The sequence below is a fragment of the Terrabacter sp. 2YAF2 genome, from assembly GCF_052114705.1.
Taxonomy (GTDB): Bacteria; Actinomycetota; Actinomycetes; order Actinomycetales; family Dermatophilaceae; genus Terrabacter.
This window is the reverse complement of the sequence record NZ_JBFRFG010000025.1, coordinates 1-16702: the sequence shown is the minus strand read 5'-3', so window position 1 is coordinate 16702 and position 16702 is coordinate 1. Positions and strand designations below refer to the sequence as shown.

At 70.4% G+C, this 16702-nt stretch carries 15 protein-coding genes and 1 pseudogene; 9 read left to right on the top strand and 7 right to left on the bottom strand.

The genetic code is table 11. From position 1 onward, the window contains the following. Positions 1-28: 28 nt before the first annotated feature. From AB4030_RS19855 to AB4030_RS19840, 4 genes are read left to right on the top strand one after another with little or no spacing between them, the layout of a single operon-like run. Positions 29-994 (top strand): metal ABC transporter substrate-binding protein, encoded by a 966-nt coding sequence (locus tag AB4030_RS19855; protein WP_442280932.1) that lies wholly within the window; start codon positions 29-31, stop codon positions 992-994. Continuing rightward, positions 991-1836: a metal ABC transporter ATP-binding protein gene (locus AB4030_RS19850; RefSeq protein WP_442280931.1), complete on the top strand. Its 846-nt coding sequence runs from the start codon at positions 991-993 to the stop codon at positions 1834-1836. The genes AB4030_RS19855 and AB4030_RS19850 overlap by 4 nt, the downstream gene beginning before the upstream one ends. Next, a complete protein-coding gene (locus AB4030_RS19845; RefSeq protein WP_442280930.1) occupies positions 1833-2879 on the top strand; it encodes a metal ABC transporter permease in 1047 nt (348 codons plus the stop codon). The genes AB4030_RS19850 and AB4030_RS19845 overlap by 4 nt, the downstream gene beginning before the upstream one ends. Further along, positions 2876-3295: a Fur family transcriptional regulator gene (locus AB4030_RS19840; RefSeq protein ID WP_442280929.1), complete on the top strand. Its 420-nt coding sequence runs from the start codon at positions 2876-2878 to the stop codon at positions 3293-3295. The genes AB4030_RS19845 and AB4030_RS19840 overlap by 4 nt, the downstream gene beginning before the upstream one ends. Before the next feature lie 46 nt (positions 3296-3341). Here the strand turns inward: AB4030_RS19840 and AB4030_RS19835 are convergent, their stop codons facing one another. After that, positions 3342-4115, bottom strand: a complete 774-nt coding sequence (locus AB4030_RS19835; protein WP_442280928.1) for an isoprenyl transferase — start codon at positions 4113-4115, stop codon at positions 3342-3344. A gap of 56 nt (positions 4116-4171) precedes the next feature. Further along, a complete protein-coding gene (gene recO / locus AB4030_RS19830) occupies positions 4172-4900 on the bottom strand; it encodes a DNA repair protein RecO (protein ID WP_442280927.1) in 729 nt (242 codons plus the stop codon). Positions 4901-5023: 123 nt separating this feature from the next. Between recO and AB4030_RS19825 the strand changes: the two genes are divergently transcribed. Together AB4030_RS19825 and AB4030_RS19820 are read left to right on the top strand one after the other, a co-directional pair. Further along, entirely contained in the window at positions 5024-5674 is a 651-nt protein-coding gene (locus AB4030_RS19825) for an alpha-ketoglutarate-dependent dioxygenase AlkB (protein WP_442280926.1), read from the top strand. A 14-nt stretch (positions 5675-5688) separates the two neighbouring features. Next, positions 5689-6507 (top strand): maleylpyruvate isomerase family mycothiol-dependent enzyme, encoded by an 819-nt coding sequence (locus AB4030_RS19820; protein WP_442280925.1) that lies wholly within the window; start codon positions 5689-5691, stop codon positions 6505-6507. A gap of 107 nt (positions 6508-6614) precedes the next feature. Here the strand turns inward: AB4030_RS19820 and AB4030_RS19815 are convergent, their stop codons facing one another. Genes AB4030_RS19815 through uxaC form a run of 4 tightly spaced genes read right to left on the bottom strand, consistent with a single transcriptional unit; the run spans position 6615 to position 12678 of the window. Beyond that, the gene (locus AB4030_RS19815; RefSeq protein WP_442280924.1) at positions 6615-8096 is read right to left on the bottom strand and encodes a glycoside-pentoside-hexuronide (GPH):cation symporter; all 1482 of its coding nucleotides are present in this window, start codon (positions 8094-8096) and stop codon (positions 6615-6617) included. 48 nt (positions 8097-8144) lie between these two features. Continuing rightward, the gene (locus AB4030_RS19810; RefSeq protein WP_442280923.1) at positions 8145-9818 is read right to left on the bottom strand and encodes a gluconokinase; all 1674 of its coding nucleotides are present in this window, start codon (positions 9816-9818) and stop codon (positions 8145-8147) included. Further along, positions 9815-11254 carry a mannitol dehydrogenase family protein gene (locus AB4030_RS19805; protein WP_442280922.1) on the bottom strand — a complete coding sequence of 480 codons (1440 nt, stop codon included), beginning with the start codon at positions 11252-11254 and terminating at the stop codon, positions 9815-9817. The genes AB4030_RS19810 and AB4030_RS19805 overlap by 4 nt, the downstream gene beginning before the upstream one ends. Beyond that, the gene (gene uxaC / locus AB4030_RS19800; RefSeq protein WP_442280921.1) at positions 11251-12678 is read right to left on the bottom strand and encodes a glucuronate isomerase; all 1428 of its coding nucleotides are present in this window, start codon (positions 12676-12678) and stop codon (positions 11251-11253) included. The genes AB4030_RS19805 and uxaC overlap by 4 nt, the downstream gene beginning before the upstream one ends. Before the next feature lie 99 nt (positions 12679-12777). Here uxaC and AB4030_RS19795 point away from each other — a divergent pair, with 99 nt between their 5' ends. Continuing rightward, positions 12778-14124, top strand: coding sequence for a lactate racemase domain-containing protein (locus AB4030_RS19795; protein ID WP_442280920.1), 1347 nt, complete (start codon positions 12778-12780; stop codon positions 14122-14124). Here the strand turns inward: AB4030_RS19795 and AB4030_RS19790 are convergent. Next, on the bottom strand, positions 14028-15098 hold the full coding sequence (locus AB4030_RS19790; RefSeq protein WP_442280919.1) for a LacI family DNA-binding transcriptional regulator: 1071 nt from the start codon (positions 15096-15098) through the stop codon (positions 14028-14030). The genes AB4030_RS19795 and AB4030_RS19790 overlap by 97 nt on opposite strands. 327 nt (positions 15099-15425) lie before the next feature. On the opposite strand from AB4030_RS19790, the gene AB4030_RS19785 reads away from it, so the two are divergent. Further along, positions 15426-16397, top strand: a complete 972-nt coding sequence (locus tag AB4030_RS19785; RefSeq protein WP_442280918.1) for a hypothetical protein — start codon at positions 15426-15428, stop codon at positions 16395-16397. A 15-nt stretch (positions 16398-16412) separates the two neighbouring features. Next, positions 16413-16496 (top strand): annotated as a pseudogene (locus AB4030_RS19780) (hypothetical protein); the annotation flags it as partial. Positions 16497-16702 lie beyond the last annotated feature (206 nt).

Here is a 16702-nt window from a genome sequence, read left to right as displayed (position 1 = left end):
CATTCTCACTTCGGGTGAGGATGAGCCCATGCCCCCCGTTCCGCCGCCCCTGCGCAGGCTCCTTCCAGCCCTGGCCGCGGCGACGACGCTCGTCCTTGCGGCTGCTGCCTGCGGGTCCGGCGCGAACGGCGGCACCTCGGCGGCAGAGGACGTGGTCGTCACCTCGTTCTACCCGATCCAGTTCGCGACGCAGCAGATCACCGGCGGTGCTGTCCCGGTCTCGGTCCTCACCAAGCCAGGCGCCGAGCCGCACGACCTCGAGCTCTCGCCGCAGGACATCGGCGGCATGACCAAGGCGCGACTCGTCGTCTACGCCGACGGGTTCCAGCCGGCCGTCGACGAGGCCGTAGGGCTCGTCGACCCGGCCAAGGTCCTCGACGTCGCCGACGCGGCCAAGCTGACTCTCACCCTCGCCGAGGAGTCCGGGCACGCAGGCGAGACCGACCCGCAGCACGACGACCATGGTCACTCGGGCAGCGACCCCCACTTCTGGCTCGACCCCTCGCGGTATGCCGCCGTGGCCGAGGCCATCAGTGCGCGCCTGGTGAAGGACGATCCCCAGCACGCAGCGACCTACACGAAGAACACCGCAGTCTTCGTCGAGAAGCTGTCCGAGCTCGACGACGAGATGCGGCGCGGGCTCGAACAGTGCCGGACCAAGCAGCTCGTCACCAGCCACGCGGCGTTCGGCTACCTGGCCGCCCGCTACGGCCTCCAGCAGCACGGCATCACCGGCGTCTCTCCCGAGGCCGAGCCGAGCGCATCCGCCCTAAAGGCCGTCGCCGACCTCGTGTCGTCCAGCGGAGTGACGACGATCTACCAGGAGACTCTCGTGGAGCCACACTTTGCCCAGACCGTGGCCGGGTCGACGGGAGCGAAGGTCGCGACGCTCGACCCCATCGAGGGCATCACGTCCGCATCGGTCGGCCGGGACTACTTCGAGGTCATGCGCAGCAACCTGGTGGCGCTGCGCGACGGACAGGGCTGCTCATGAGAGCCGCGCGGCTGGTGCCCATCGAGCCGGACGACGCCGATGCCGTCGTGACCCTGCGCGGCGCGGCCTTCGGCTACGGCGACCGTGCCGTCCTGACCGACGTCGACCTCACGATCCACAGCGGCGAGATCGTGGCGATCGTCGGGCCGAACGGCTCGGGCAAGTCCACCCTGATGAAGGGCGTGCTCGGCCTCAACGAGCGGGTGGCGGGCACCGTCACCCTCTTCGGGGTGGACAGCAACGAGTTCCACGACCGCGCCCGCCTCGGCTACGTGCCCCAACGGCATACGCTCTCGGCCTCCGTCAGGGCCACGGCCGAGGAGATCGTGTCGACCGGGCGGCTGTCGCGCATCGGCTGGCTCGGTCGGTTGCACGCCACCGACCGGCAGATCGTCGCCCGCTCGCTCGAGGTCGTCGGCCTCGCCGACCGGGCCGCCACCGAGGTCAGCACCCTCTCGGGCGGCCAGCAGCGCCGCGTGCTCATCGCCCGAGCCCTCGCAGGGCAGCCGGACGTGCTGATCATGGACGAGCCCACCGCCGGCGTCGACGCCGCCAACCAGCACGTCCTGGCCGACGTCCTCGCACGGCTCGTCGAGCGCGACGTCACGATGGTGATCGTCACGCACGAGCTCGGTGCCCTCGAACGTCTGCTGACGCGCATCGTCGTCATCGACGGCGGACGCATCCGTTTCGACGGGACACCGCAGGAGTACGCCCACGCGCGCGATCGCGTCCACCACGACCACGACAGCCACCACCACGACCTCGAGCTCGACGGCCACCGCCCGTCCCTGGGCCCGGGCCCCCTCGACGTCACCCACCCGGACGGAGGCCGACCGTGATCGACCTGCTCACCGTCGACTTCATGCAGCGGGCCCTGATAGCCGCACTGCTCGTCGGCACCGTCGCCCCGATGGTCGGGATCTTCCTCGTCCAACGACGGCTCTCCCTCATCGGTGACGGGATGGGACACGTGGCCCTGGCCGGTGTCGCCATCGGCCTCGTCACGGGCGCGGCGCCCGTGCTCACTGCCCTCGTCGCTGCCGTCGTCGCCGCCGTCGTCATCGAGCTGCTCCGCACCCGGGGGCGCACGAACGGTGACGTGGCTCTCGCGGTCATCTTCTACGGCGGCATCGCGGCCGGCGTCGTCATCATCAGCAAGTCGCCCGACGGCACGCCCGCCAACCTGATGAAGTACCTCTTCGGCTCCATCCTCACGACGCAGCGCAGCGACCTCTACGTCTTCGCCGGGCTCGCCGTGCTCATCGCCGTGACGACCTGGGCCCTGCGCCCGCGTCTCTTCGCCGTCGCGAACGACGAGGAGTACGCCCGCGCCGTCGGCATCCCGGTGCTGCCGCTCAACATCGTGCTCGCCGTCCTCACCGCCACCACCGTCGTGGTCGCGATGCGTGTGGTCGGCCTGCTGCTCATCAGTGCACTCATGATCGTGCCCAACGCCGCCAGCCAGCTCTTCGCGCGGTCGTTCAGCAGTGGGCTGCGGTGGGCCATCGCCTTCGGTCTCGTCTCCTCCGTCGGCGGGGTCGCCCTCTCCTATCCCCTCGACACCCCCTCGGGCGGCACCATCGTGCTGCTCGCCGTGGGGCTCTTCGTCGTGACGGCCGTCGTCACGAGCGTCGTCGCCCGGACGGGCAGCCGGCGCCACGAGGTCGCCGAGACCCACGCGCACGAGCACGGGGTGGAGTGCGGCCACCCGGCCGTCACCCACGGGGACCATGTCGACTACGTCCACGACGGGCACCTGCACGCCGCCCACGAGGGGCACTACGACGAGCACGGCGTGCACCACGACCACCCGGCACCCGGGGACGCGAGAGCTGAACCCGCAGGCACGAGGCCCGGCCCGACGACAGGATCGAAACCATGACGACCGGCAGCGAATCCCCTGCGGCCTCGAGGAAGCCCACGCGGCAACAGGTCGCCGTCGCCGACCTGCTCGAGAGGTCCGACGACTTCACCTCGGCACAGACCGTGCACGCCCGGCTCCGGGAGGCCGGGGCAGGCGTCGGCCTGGCCACCGTCTACCGGACCCTGCAGTCGATGGTCGAGGCCGGCACGGTCGACGTGCTGCGCACCGATGACGGGGAGGCCGTGTACCGGGCCTGCTCGACGCACCACCACCACCACCTCGTGTGCCGGGCGTGCGGGCGCACCGTCGAGGTGGAGGGCCCGGCCGTCGAGAAGTGGGCCGACAAGGTCGCGACCGACCACGGCTTCACCGGAGTGACGCACACGCTGGAGATCTTCGGCACGTGCGCCGACTGCAGCGCCGTGGGCACGTGAGCACTCGACCTGGCTCTCCCGTCGAGTGCCCAGTGCCACGCGTCGTCTACGTGGTGGGGGTGTCGACGGCTCCGCCGTACCGGCGATCGCGCGCGACGTACTCCTCGATGGCCGCCCACAGGTCGCGACGGTCGTAGTCCGGCCAGAGCTGGTTCTGGAAGACCATCTCCGCGTAGGCAGACTGCCAGAGGAGGAAGTTGCTCGTGCGCTGCTCACCCGAGCTGCGCACGAAGAGGTCGACGTCGGGCATCGTCGGCTCGTCGAGGTAGCGCTTGATCGTCTTCTCGTCGACCGACCCCGGACGGAGGCGACCAGCCTTGACGTCGTGGGCGATTCGCTGCACGGCGTCGGCGATCTCGGCGCGGCCTCCGTAGTTGACGCAGAAGTAGAGGGTCAGACCGGTGTTGTGCTGCGTCAGCTCCTGCGCGATCTCCAGCTCCTTGATGACCGACCGCCACAGTCGTGGCGCCCGGCCGACCCAGCGCATCCGGACGCCCCACTCGTGGAGCTGGTCCCGGCGTCGGCGGATGACGTCGCGGTTGAAGCCCATGAGGAAGCGGACCTCCTCGGGCGACCGTCGCCAGTTCTCCGTCGAGAAGGCGTAGGCCGACAGGTGCGTCACGCCGACGTCGATCGCGCCGGCCACGACGTCGAGCAACGACGCCTCCCCCGCCTCGTGCCCCTTGGTCCGCGGCAGGCCCCGCGCGTTGGCCCAGCGACCATTGCCGTCCATGACGATCGCGACGTGCTTCGGCAGCAGGTCGGCCCGGATGGTCGGCGGCGTTGCACCGGACGGATGAGGGAAAGGCTTGGCGTACATGGGTCTCCGGTCGATCGGGATCGGGTTCGCTTGCGGCTCAGGCTGTCTGGTGCGACTCAGGCACGCTCGACGAGGCGCAGCGAGCGCAGTCCTCGTTCGATGTGCCACTGGAGGAACGCGGAGACCATGCCGTTGCCCTGGCGTCGGTGCCGGTCCTCGCTCGCATCGGCGACACCCCAGTCACCGGTCAGCAGTGACGCGAGCAGCTCGAAGGTCTCGGGGGCGGGGGCGCTCGAGCCGGGCGGACGGCATACGGAACACACCGCGCCGCCGGCCTGCACGTTGAACGCCCGGTGCGGACCCGGCGCGCCGCACTTCGCGCAGTCGACGAAGCTCGGCGCCCACCCGGCCACCGCGAGCGAGCGCAGCAGGTACGCGTCCAGGACGAGCCCCGGGTCGTGGGCCCGCTCGGCCAGCGAACGCAGCGCGCCGGCCAGCAGGAGGTACTGCTGGGTCTGCGGCTCGTGCTCCTCGGTGAGCTGGAGTGCGGTCTCGAGCATCGAGGTCGCGCACGTGTAGGCCGTGTAGTCGCGGGCGATGGCGTCACCGTAGGGCGCGAGCGTCTCCACCTGGGTCACGGTGTCGAGGTTGCGGCCCTCGTAGCACTGCACGTCGATGACCATGCCGGGCTCGAGCCGCGAACCGAAGCGCGACTTCGTGCGCCGTACCCCCTTGGCCACCGCACGCACCCGTCCGCGGGTGCGGGTCAGCATCGTGATGATGCGGTCGGCCTCGCCCAGCTTGTGGGTGCGCAGGACGATCGCCTCGTCACGGTAGAGGGGCATGGGCCCATTCTCCCCCTCGGCGGAGCGGCGGCAGCACCGCACGCGCCGGTGCGCGCGCCGGTCCGTCGAGAGTCGACCGCGTCAGTCGAACACCCGTTCGACTCCATGGGTTATCGTGGGGCCATGGACCTCTCTCTCCAGGGTTCGCTCCTCGACCTCACCGACGCGATGACCCTGCGCGACGTCGGCACGGGGCTGACCCGCCACCACCTGGGTCATGGCGCGTGGGTCGATGTCCGACCCGGCTGGCTCGCTGCCGGTGACGAGCTCTTCACGGCCCTGCTGCGCGACGTGCCCTGGCACGCCGAGCGGCGCCAGATGTACGACTCCGTCGTCGACGTCCCCCGGCTGACGAAGTTCTACGGCGCCGACGAGCCCCTCCCCCATCCGATGCTCGTCGAGGCGCGCGAGGCGCTGAGCCGCCACTACGCGCCCGAGCTCGGCGAGCCGTTCGCCACCGCGGGCCTGTGTCTCTACCGCGACGGCCGTGACAGCGTGGCCTGGCACGGCGACCGCATCGGACGCTCTCGCGACAGCGACACGATGATCGCGATCCTCTCGCTGGGGTCCGCCCGCACGCTGGCCCTGCGACCGCGGGACGGCGGCGCCATCCCCGGCTCGACGACAAAGAGCTTGCGCTACCCCCTCGGGCATGGTGACCTCGTCGTGATGGGCGGTTCGTGCCAGCGGACGTGGGACCATGCGGTCCCGAAGACGTCCGAGCCGATGGGACCGCGCATCTCCGTGCAGTTCCGTGTAGCCGGCGTCCGCTGACAGGAGACCTTTCTATGCCGTCCAGCCGCTCAGGTGGCCCCCTACCCTTCCTCGACCACCTCGCGGCCGACTCGGCGCGCTTCCGGGAGGTCCTGGCGACCGCACCCGTCGGCGCGAGCGTGCCCACGTGTCCCGACTGGGATGCCGACGACCTGCTCTGGCACCTCGGCGAGGTGCAGTGGTTCTGGGGCGAGATCGCCGAGCGCGGACTCACCGACCCGGCCGACCTCGACGCGATGAACGCGACGCGCGAGGAGCGGCCGAGCGACCGAGCGGGACTGCTCGCCTTCTTCGACCGCTCGAGCGAGCGACTGCACCGGGTGCTGAGCGACCTGCCGCCCGAGACGCCGCTGTGGATGTGGTACGACGACGACCAGAGCGCTGGCTACATCCGCCGCCGCCAGGCGCACGAGGCGATGATCCACCGGGTCGACGCCGAGCTCACCGCCGGTGATCGCACGCCCCTCGACTGTCGCCTGGCCGCCGACGGCATCGACGAGGCCCTACGCGTCATGCGGGGTCACGAGCCCGACCCGGACCTCACGCACGTCCCCGTCTCGGCCCCGGTGACGATCGCCACCGTCGATGCCATGCACTCGTGGACGGTGACCCCCGTGCGGATCACCGGCACCTGGAACGGCCGGGAGATCGACGTGCAGCGCTTCCTCGTCAGCGACGGACCCGACCCCGCCGCGACCGCCGAGATCAGCGGGTCCGCTGCCGACATCGACTGCTGGCTGTGGAACCGCCCGACCGAGGGCGAGATCGTCCGTGACGGCGACGCAGCGGCCTTGGCGTCCGTCGACGCCGTGCTCTCCGACGCCATCGACTGACTCCTGCGACACAGCGACCCACCGACGCCCTGGCGCTGACGCGTGCGACGGCGCCGGGTGCATCCCCCTGACGATGCACCCAGCGCCGTTCGCGTCCCTCGTCGCCGTCAGCCCTTCGGGACCTCGATGACGTGTCCGTCGGGGGCGATCAGGTGGTCCTGCTGACGCTTGCGGTACTCCGTCTCGTTGCGCACCTCGCGGAACCGCTCGTCGGTCAGCGGGTATTTCCAGAAGATCGCCATGGCGATGAGCGCGACGATGGCGGGCAGCAGGCCGATGGTGAAGCGGATCGCACCGATCGCGGAGTCCGGCTGGACCGGGTTGGGCACCGCAGCCGTGGCGGAGAGGTATCCACCGAAGGCCAGGGCCGCAGCACCCACCGCGCCGCCGATCGACTGGGTGATCTTGCGGGTGAAGGAGAAGACGGCGTAGGTCGCACCCTCGGAGCGCGTGCCGGACTTCCACTCGCCGTACTCGACCGTGTCTGCCTCGAGGCCGAACATCACGGTGTTGATGAGGGCTGCTCCGATTCCCTTGATGCCCAAGAAGATCAGGGCGGGAGCGGCGGCACCGGCCGGCGTGAAGAAGAGCGCGAGGCCACCCACCACGGTGAAGACACCGCACCACTGGAAGAGCGCCTTCTTGCCGAAGCGGTCGACGAGCTTGGGGATGAAGGGCGCGGCGACGATGGAGATGCCGCTGTTGACCAGGGTGATCGGACCGAGCCACTTGATGTCACCCATGACGTACTGGGCGTAGTAGGCCGAGGCGCCGCCCACGGCGAAGAGACCGATGAGGTAGAAGAAGCTCGAGGCGCACAGGTAGCCGAGCGGCTTGTTGCCCCGCAGGGTGTCCCACGTCTCCCGGAGCGAGACGCGCGGCGTCGTCCGGACGACCTTCTCGCGGCAGAAGTACCACGTGATGAGGTAGGCCACCGAGCCGATGACGATGAACAGCAGCGTGGTCTGCGTGAAGATCGCCTGGACCTTCTCCTGGTACTCCGCGGCGCTGATGGCCTTCTTCTCGCCCTTCAGGCTCGAGATCTTCGGGGCGATGATGTAGGTGAGCACGATGCCGCCGACCGCGCCGCCGAAGAAGCGCGACGACACGAGCTTGGCCCGTTCCTTGACCGACTGCGTCATCGCCGAGGCGAGTGAGCCGTACGGGATGTTGACGAGCGAGTACACGAGACCGAGGACGGCGTAGGTCACGTAGGCGTAGAGCAGCTTCGCGCTGTCGTCGAGCGAGCTGGGGACGTGGAAGGTCAGGTAGCTCAGGAAGAGCAGGGGCACGGCCCCGAAGAGGATGAACGGGCGGAACTTGCCCATGCGCGTCATCGTGCGGTCCACGAGACGACCGGCGAACATGTCGGCGAAGGCGTCCCAGAGCCGGACGACGAAGAACATCGTCGCGACGGCTGCGGCCGAGAGCCCGGCGACGTCGGTGTAGTAGTAGAGCAGGAAGGACGTGCTCAGGGTGAACGCCAGATTGTTGGCGAAGTCACCGAAGCCGTAGCCGATGATCGATCGTTTGGGGAGGCGCTCGTCGACGAACGACTGAGCGACCTGCGCCTTGGTGATGGTGCTCATGGGGCCGAACTCCTTTGTGGGCCAGTACATCTCAGTTGAGGCGATGCTCTAGTGAAGGCCCCGGAGGTCCGGGCCGACAACGAGTTGCCGCTTGTTGCCGGTCGGTTGCCGCCGGTTGTCCTCCACTGGGCGGCCCGGTCCAGCCAGGAGGTCCGCTGCTGCCGCCAGGTCGCGCAGCCGTTGCGCCGCCGAGACGCGGGCGAGGTCGTATGCAGCCGCGCTCGCCGGCGACGCCACGATCGTGTCGTCGTGGTCGGGCCGGTGCTCGAGCAGGTGCGGGGCGAGGGTCGACAGCGCGCTCTCCAGAGACCCACTGGCGCCGATCGCCCTCAGTCCGAGGGCAGCTGCACCGAGGGCGGAACCCTCCGCCCCGGCGGTCACGGTCAGCGGCCTGCCGAGCACGCCGGCGAGGACCTCTCGCCACAGCGCGCTGCGGAAGGCGCCGCCGGTGGCGCGGATCGACGTGACGGGCTCGACGCTCTCGAGACCGTCGAGGATGGTCGCGAGCTGGAAGGCGACGCCCTCGACGGCGGCTCGGACGAAGTGCCCCCGGGTGTGGTGCTGGCGGATCCCGAGGAAGGCCCCTCGGACGTCGGCGTCCCAGAGCGGGCCGCGCTCGGCGAGCAGGAACGGCAGCATGACGAGGCCTTCACTCCCCGGCCCGACCTCGGCCGCGAGTGCGAGGACGTGGGCGTCGTCGACGGGTGGACCCGCATACTCCATCGGGGTGTCCGGACGGTCAGCGGCGAAGACCGACCCGGCCCACCGGACGACGGCGCCCCCGTTGCTGATCGGCGTGCCGACGACCCAGGTGTCATCGGCGAGCGCGTAGCAGAAGAGGCGTCCGGACGGGTCACTCCGCGGACCGTCGACGACGAGGCGCAGGGCACCGCTCGTGCCGAGGGACAACCCGGCGACACCGGGACGGATTGCCCCGGTCCCGAGGTTGCCAAGCGGTCCGTCGCCGGCACCGAGCACGACCGGTGTGCCGGGCGGCAGGCCGACGCGGCGCGCCGCCGCCTCCGAGAGCGGAAGGTGTGCCGTCGTCGGCAGGACGTCGGGCAGCTGCGTGCGGCGGATCCCCGCGATCTCGACGGCCTCCGGGTCCCACGTCCGGTCGAGGATCGAGAGCAGGCCGCTCCCGCTCGCGGACGACAGCTCCGTGACGAGCCGACCCGTGAGGGCGAGGAGGACGAAGTCCTTGAGACCCACCCATGCCCGGGCCGAGCGCGTGAGCTCGGGCTCGTGCTGGGCGAACCACCGCAGCTTCGTCAGCGGCGACATGGAGTGGACCGGGGTGCCGCTCCGGCGATGGAGCTCGGCAGCCAGGGGCAAGGCGCGGAGCTCGCGCGCGATGTCTCGGGCGCGGGCGTCGGCCCAGGTCACGAGGGGCGTGAGCGGCCGCAGCCGGTCATCCAGACCGATGAGTCCATGCATCGCCGTGCTCACCGACAATGCCAGCACCGGCGCTCCGTCGAGTGCGGTCACGACCTCGGCGACCGACCTCAGGGTGGCTTCGATGACCGCCGCCGGATCCTGGACGCGCCAGCCGGACCTGGGTCGGATGAGGGGGTACTCGTGCTCAGCGCTCCACCGCCGGCCACGGCTCTGCGTCTCCGGCGCCGTCGAGCCGGCCGGGCGCGACTCGAGGACCTCGAAGGCGACGACCTTGGCCGCGGTCGTCCCGATGTCGAGCCCGATGACGACCGGCACCGCGGTCATGACCCGGCCCGGGCAAGGAGGTCTGCGAGCTGGTCCTCCACGGTCGCAGCCACGGTCTCGGACTGGATGCCGAGGTGGGCGAGCACGGCCCGCACCGCCACGCCCGGTTCGCCCTGGGCGAGCGGGACGACGTCGTCGGCAGCCGCGTCGGTGACGGGGGCGCCGTGACCGCGGAGGTGGGCCACCCAGGCGGCGACGATGCGCGTCGCACCCGCGGCGACGCGGCCTTCGTCGAGCTCGGCCCGGATGACGGGCACCGCACGGATCGGCACCTTCTGCGACCCGTCGGCGGCGATCTGGGCCAGCAGGTGGCGGATGTGCGGGTTGCGGTAGCGGTCGAGGAGGGCCTGGCGATAGTCGGACACGTCGACCGCGGGCAGGTCGAGGTGGGGCGCAGCGGCGTCCCACCACTCCTCGACCCACGAGCGGACGACGGGGTCGGCGATGGCGTCGGCCACGGTCTCGTGCCCGCGGAGCGACCCGGCATACGCCAGGAGGGAGTGGGACCCGTTGAGCAGCCACAGCTTCCGGGTCTCGAACGGCCGCACGTCCTCGACGAACGTCGCGCCGGCCGACTCCCAGGCGGGGCGACCTGCCGGGAACGCCCCGGCGAGCACCCACTCCGAGAACGGCTCGGTGGGCACCGTCTCGGGGTCATCGACCCCAGTCTGTCTCGCGACCTCGGCGCGGTCCTCGGCGGTCGACCGCGGCGTGATGCGGTCGACCATCGTCGTCACGAAGGAGACGTTCGCGTCGATCCACGTGGTGAGCGTGTCGTCGACGAGCGCGGCGAGGTCCCCTACGACGCGGGCGACCATGGCACCGTTCTCCGGCACGTTGTCGTTCGGCACGATGGCGAGGGGCCCGGCCCCTGCTGCACGTCGAGCCAGCAGGCCTGCCACGAGCTTGCCCGGGGTTGTCGTGACGACGCCGGTCAGCGGATCCGCTTGCAGCGCAGCGATGTCGGCGCTGACCTCATCAGCACCGACGTCCAGGCCGCCGGAGGCGTCGCGGCGGTAGCCGGCCTCGGTGACGGTGCTCGTGACGACTGCCACGGCCGCGTCGGCGAAGTACCCGCGCAGGGCGTCGAGCGCGTCCGAGGGGTGCACAGCGCTGAGGCTGGAGACGACCTCGGGGCGCGCCCCGCCTGGCCCACGGACGAGGAGCGTGTAGAGACCATCCTGTCGCGCCAGGCTCTCGGCGATGTCAGGCGAGCGACCGGTGAAGGCCGCGATCCCCCACTCGTCCGCGTCATTCGCGTGCTCGGTGTACCAGGCGGCGTGGGCCCGGAAGAAGTTGCCGACACCGAGATGGATGACGCGCACCGGCGCAGCGGCCCTGCCGTCCGTCGTGCGCGTCAGGCGACGGAGTTCGCCACCCGGGCTCGGAACGTCGGTGGCGGCATACGCCCGTGTGGTCGTCTTTTCGGTGGTCACAGCTTGAACACCTTCCGGGGGATCGTCGTGACGAGGTCCACGGCCGTCTCCAGCGCCTCGTCCTCGTCGAGCCGGTGCTCGGCGACGAGCTGGGCCAGGTAGCCGCTGTCGAGGCGCCGCGACATGTCGTGGCGCGCCGGGATGGAGAGGAAGGCGCGGGTGTCGTCGATGAAGCCCGACGTCCGGTAGAAGCCCGCGGTCTCCGTGACCGCACCGCGGAAGCGGCGCACCGCCTCGGGAGCGTCGAGGAACCACCACGGCGCGCCTGCGTAGACGCTCGGGTAGAAGCCGGCGAGGGGCGCGATCTCCCGAGAGAACACGGTCTCGTCGAGGGTGAAGAGGATGAGGTGGAACCCCTCGGCCGTGCCGAAGCGGTCGAGCAGGGGCTGGAGTCCGCGGGTGAACTCGACGGTGGTCGGGATGTCGTGCCCGGTGTCCGGGCCGAAGCGCTCGAGGGTCGGCGTGTGGTGGTTGCGGTGGACGCCCGGGTGCAACGTCATGACGAGTCCGTCCTCGGTGGCCATGCGCGCCATCTCGACGAGCATGTGACGTCGGAAGGCGGTGGCCTCGCTCGGGCTCACGACGCCGCGCAGGGCCGCGTCGTAGATCCGCGCAGCCTCCTGCTCGTCGAGGCTGAGCGTGACGACGTCGACGTGGCTGTGGTCGCTCGACACCGCTCCGTTGGCCTTGAAGAACCGGCGTCGATCCTCCAGCGCGGCGAGGTAGCCCGCGTAGCTGCCCGTGTCGACCGAGCTGGCACGCGCCAGGTCGGTCATGAGGTCCGCGAAGCCGGCGCGGGACGGCTCGAGGTAGCGGTCCGGGCGGAACGTCGGGACGACGCGTGGGGTGAAGCTCGTGTCGTCCCGCAGGGTGCGGTGGTCGCGGAGGTCGTCCACGGGGTCGTCCGTCGTCGCGAGGACCTCGATGCCGAACCGGTCCATGAGTGCCCGCGGGCGGAACCCCGGATCCGCGATGGCCTCGGCGATGCGGTCGAAGATCCCGTCGGCGCTCTCCGGCGCCAGCCGCTCGGTGACGCCGAAGACGTCCGCGAGCACGCTGTCCATCCAGAACCGGCTGGGCGTGCCGCGGAAGGACTTCCAGTTTTCGGCGAGGAGGCGCCACGCGCGACGGGGCTGGTCCGCAGTCAGCGGCCGACCACCCACCCCGAGGTCGCCGAGCGGGACGCCCTGCGCGTGCAGCAGCCGGAAGACGTAGTGGTCCGGCGCGAGGAGCAGGCTCGTCGGGTCGGTGAAGGCGGTGTCCTGCGCGAGCCAGGCCGGGGGGACGTGGCCGTGCGGCGAGATGATCGGCAGGTCGGCCACTGCGGCATACAGACGACGGGCGATCTCCCGGGTCCCGGGTTCCACCGGCAGGAGGCGATCGGGGTCGAGGGCGAGTGGCCTGGAGGGTGCGACGGTCGTCATGCATGCCATCGTGCTCCGGCGCCGCGCGGGTGCCCATGAGTTGCCACGAGTTGCCGGGAGCCCTTGTCCGCGCGCGGCGGCCGGGGCGAGAGTGGGGCCATGACGACCGCCCCCGCGACCACCCCCGCGATCACTCCCGCGACCGCCCCCGGCCCGAGCCCGTCCGCCGACGAGACACCGGCGCAGGCCGCGCGTCGGGCCGTTCGGCTGGGTGGCACCGAGGGTGTCCTCGCACCCGAGGCGGTCACGGCGTTCATCGAGGAGCAGCTCGGCGGCGTCGACCTCGACGGGAAGAGCGTCTGCATCGTCGTCCCAGACGGCACCCGCTCCTGCCCCCTCCCGCTCCTCGTCGGCGCCGTGCACCGAGCGCTGCACAGGCGGGTCAGCCGGATGACCACGCTCATCGCGCTCGGCACGCACCAGCCGATGTCGGCCGCCGCCCTCGCCGCCCACCTCGGCTACGAGGAGGGCGCGCTCGAGGCGACGTATCCCGGCATGACCGTGCTCAACCACGAGTGGTGGGAGCCCTCGACCTTCGCCGACCTCGGCACGATCCCGGCGGTCCGCCTGTCCGAGCTGTCCGAGGGACGGCTGTCGATGGATGTGCCGGTGCTGCTCAACCGTGCCGTGGTCGAGCACGACGTCGCGCTCGTCGTCGGGCCGGTGCTGCCGCACGAGGTCGTTGGCATCTCCGGGGGCAACAAGTACTTCTTCCCCGGTGTCGCGGGCCAGGACATCATCGACGTCTCGCACTGGATCGGAGCGCTCATCACGTCGGCCGAGATCATCGGCACGACGGACATCACCCCGGTCCGGGCCCTCATCAACGAGGGCGCCTCACTCGTGCCGGCCGAGAAGCTGGCCCTGTGCGTCGTCGGCGAGTCCGGCTCGCTCGACCTGCACTCCATCTCGTTCGGCGACACGATCTCGTCGTGGGCCAACGCGGCGGAGGTCTGCGCGGCCACCCATGTCACGTATCTCGACGAGCCCGTCGACCGCGTCATCTCGATCATCCCGGAGATGTACGAGGACATCTGGACGGGGGCCAAGGGCTTCTACAAGCTCGAGCCTGCCGTGGCCGACGGCGGCGAGGTCGTCATCTACGCCCCGCACATCACCGAGATCTCGACGAGCCACCCCGAGATCAACGAGATCGGCTACCACTGTCGCGACTACTTCGTGAAGCAGTGGGACCGGTTCAAGCACATCCACTGGGGCACGCTCGCGCACTCGACCCACCTGCGCGGTGCCGGCACCTACGACGCCGAGACGGGCGAGGAGCGCCTGCGGGTGCGGGTCACGCTCGCGACCCAGATTCCCGAGGACGTATGCCGTGCCGCCAACCTCGGCTACGCCGACCCTGCCTCCATCGACGTCGCCGCCGAGGCTGAGGGCGGGGCGTTCGTCGTGCCGAACGCCGGCGAGGTCCTCTTCCGGCTGCGCTGACCCGTCGAGCGGCGCACGACGAGGCGCACCGGCATGACGATGGGCTCACGGCTCGGCACCGCGCCGCCGGCCATGGCGACGAGGTTCCTGACCCCGGTGGCCCCCATCGCGTGCAACGGTGCTGCGACCGTGGTCAGCTCCGGCTCGGTGATCTCGGCGAGGAGCGTGTTGTCGAAACCGACGATGCTCACGTCGTCCGGGACGCGTAGCCCGAGACGGAGCAGGCCCTTGAGGACGCCGATGGCGACGACGTCGTTGTAGGCGATGACGGCTGTGGCCCCCTGGGCCGCGATCTCGCTCGCGCGCCCGAAACCTGCCTGCACCGTGGGGCTGTTGCACGGGCCGACCCGGCGCAGGCGGATGTCGAGCTCGTAGGTCGCCTCGCGCAGGGCCTGCCAGCGGACGCCGTCGGTCCAGCTCGACTCGGGACCGGCGACGTAGGTGATCGAGTCGTGGCCGAGCTCGGTCAGGTGCTCGACCGCGCGTCGGACGCCGCGGGCGTTGTCCACGAGGATGCTCGGCACCTCGGGCAGCCGACGGTTGAGGACGATGACCGGTTTCTGCTTGGCCATCATCCGGATCGCCTGGTCCGACATCCGGGAGCTCGTCAGCAGCACGCCCTCGACGGCCCGCAGCTCCCGCTCGGTCCACTCCCGCTCGAGCTGGGCGTCCTCCTGGGTGTGCGAGAGCAGGAGGGTGTAGCCGAGCTCGCCGGCAGCCTCGTGCGCTCCGCGGATGATGTCGCCGTAGAAGGGGTTGGTGATGTCGGTGACGACGAGGGCGAGCGTCCTGGTCCGACTCGGGACGAGGCCTGGCAGGGAGGTCGTGCGGTAGCCGAGAGCCTGCGCGGCGGCGAAGATCCGTGCCGCCGTCTCGGCGTTGACGCGGCCGGGCCGAGCGAACGCCCGCGACACCGTCGACGCCGCGACCCCCGCAGCCTCGGCCACGTCGTAGATCGTCGGCCGTCGCTCCATCCCGCCAATCTATGGAGCCACGCCCCCACCCACAATCGAAAGAGCAATCCGTCCGCCTGCCCACTTCCCCAATCGAGAGAGCATTCCGTCCGCCCTTCCCGATCGAAAGAGCAATCCGTCCGCGCTCTCCCCGATCGAGAGAGCCATCCGCCTGCCCACTTCCCCGATCGAGAGAGCAATCCGTCCGCTTCCGTGGGCGTATGCCGTGTGACCTGGTCGGGTCGAAGCGCCGGTTGTCCACAGGCCCGGTCGTCGTCACCGCGCAGCTCCCGACGGGTGCGCCACCATCGGATGATGCATCCGTCGCTCCCAGATCCGCTCGGCCGCATGCCGTTCACGTCGGCCATGGCCACGGTGTGGGGGCTGACCAGGCACCAGGTGCACCGGCTCAACCTCGAGGCACCCGTCCGAGGCGTGTGGACCGCGAACGCGCTCGAGTCCTTGGCACACCGATGTGCCGCGATCTCCCTCGTCGTCGAGTGCCACGCCTTCTCGCATCTCAGCGCTGCCCGCCTCCATGGACTTCCGCTGCCGATGTCAGTCGATGATGACCACTCGATTCACGTCATGCGCGACGCGCGGGACGGGGCCGTGCGCCGCCGCGGCGTCGTCGGGCACCGCGGGCTCTCCAGCCGGGATGTCGTCGACGTGTGCGGCGTGCCGGTGACTAACCTCGCGGATACCTGGGTCGACATAGGAGAGCTCATCGCTCCCGGGTTTCCCCTCGGACTCGACGATCTCGTGATCATGGGTGATGCCGTCGCGAACGCGCTGGGCTCGGTCGAACCGCTGCGTGAAGCGCTCGACGCTCGAGTCGCCCCGCGAGGCAAACTCACGCTCCTCGAGGCCCTCGAGTGGATCCGGGTGGGCTCGGAGTCTCCGGGCGAGACACGAACCAGACTCGTCCTCGTCCGGGCGTGCCTGCCCGAGCCCGAGCTCAACAAACCGATCTACGGACCGGGTCGGCTCTGGCTCGGTCGGCCGGACATGCGCTGGAAGAAGCAACGCCTCCTGCTGGAGTACCAAGGACGGGAGTTCCACGACAGCGACGAGCAGCGCGCGCAGGACGAGGTGCGCTTCGCCGGGTTCTGCGACCACGATTGGGCTGTTGTGCCCGTATGGAACGACCACATCAACACGGACCAGTCTCGGATTGACCTGGTCCTGCAGGTGGCGGACAAGCTGGGACACCCGCCGGCATCCTTGAACCTGAACGCGATCCATCCGCGGTTCTTCAGCACGCGAATGCTCGAGCTCGCCGAGGTCCGCGCTCGACGATTGCGCGCGCGGGGCCGGTGACCGGACGGATCGCTCTTTCGATCGGGAAGGTGGGCGGACGGATCGCTCTTTCGATCGGGGAGGTGGGCGGACGGATCGCTCTATCGATCGGGGAGGTAGGCGGACGGATTGCTCTTTCGATCAAGGGGGGCGACACGGCATACACAAGGTTGCGCGGACAGCGTCCCGGTGGGTGGTGGGCTTTGAGGGGTAGTTCCTCGGTGCTCACGGGCCGCTGGTGATGGCGGCGGTGTCAGTATCGCTGGTCTTGTACAGCAGCGCCATGGACGCCTCAGATAGGTAGCGGCGGTCCGCGACTTGCCATT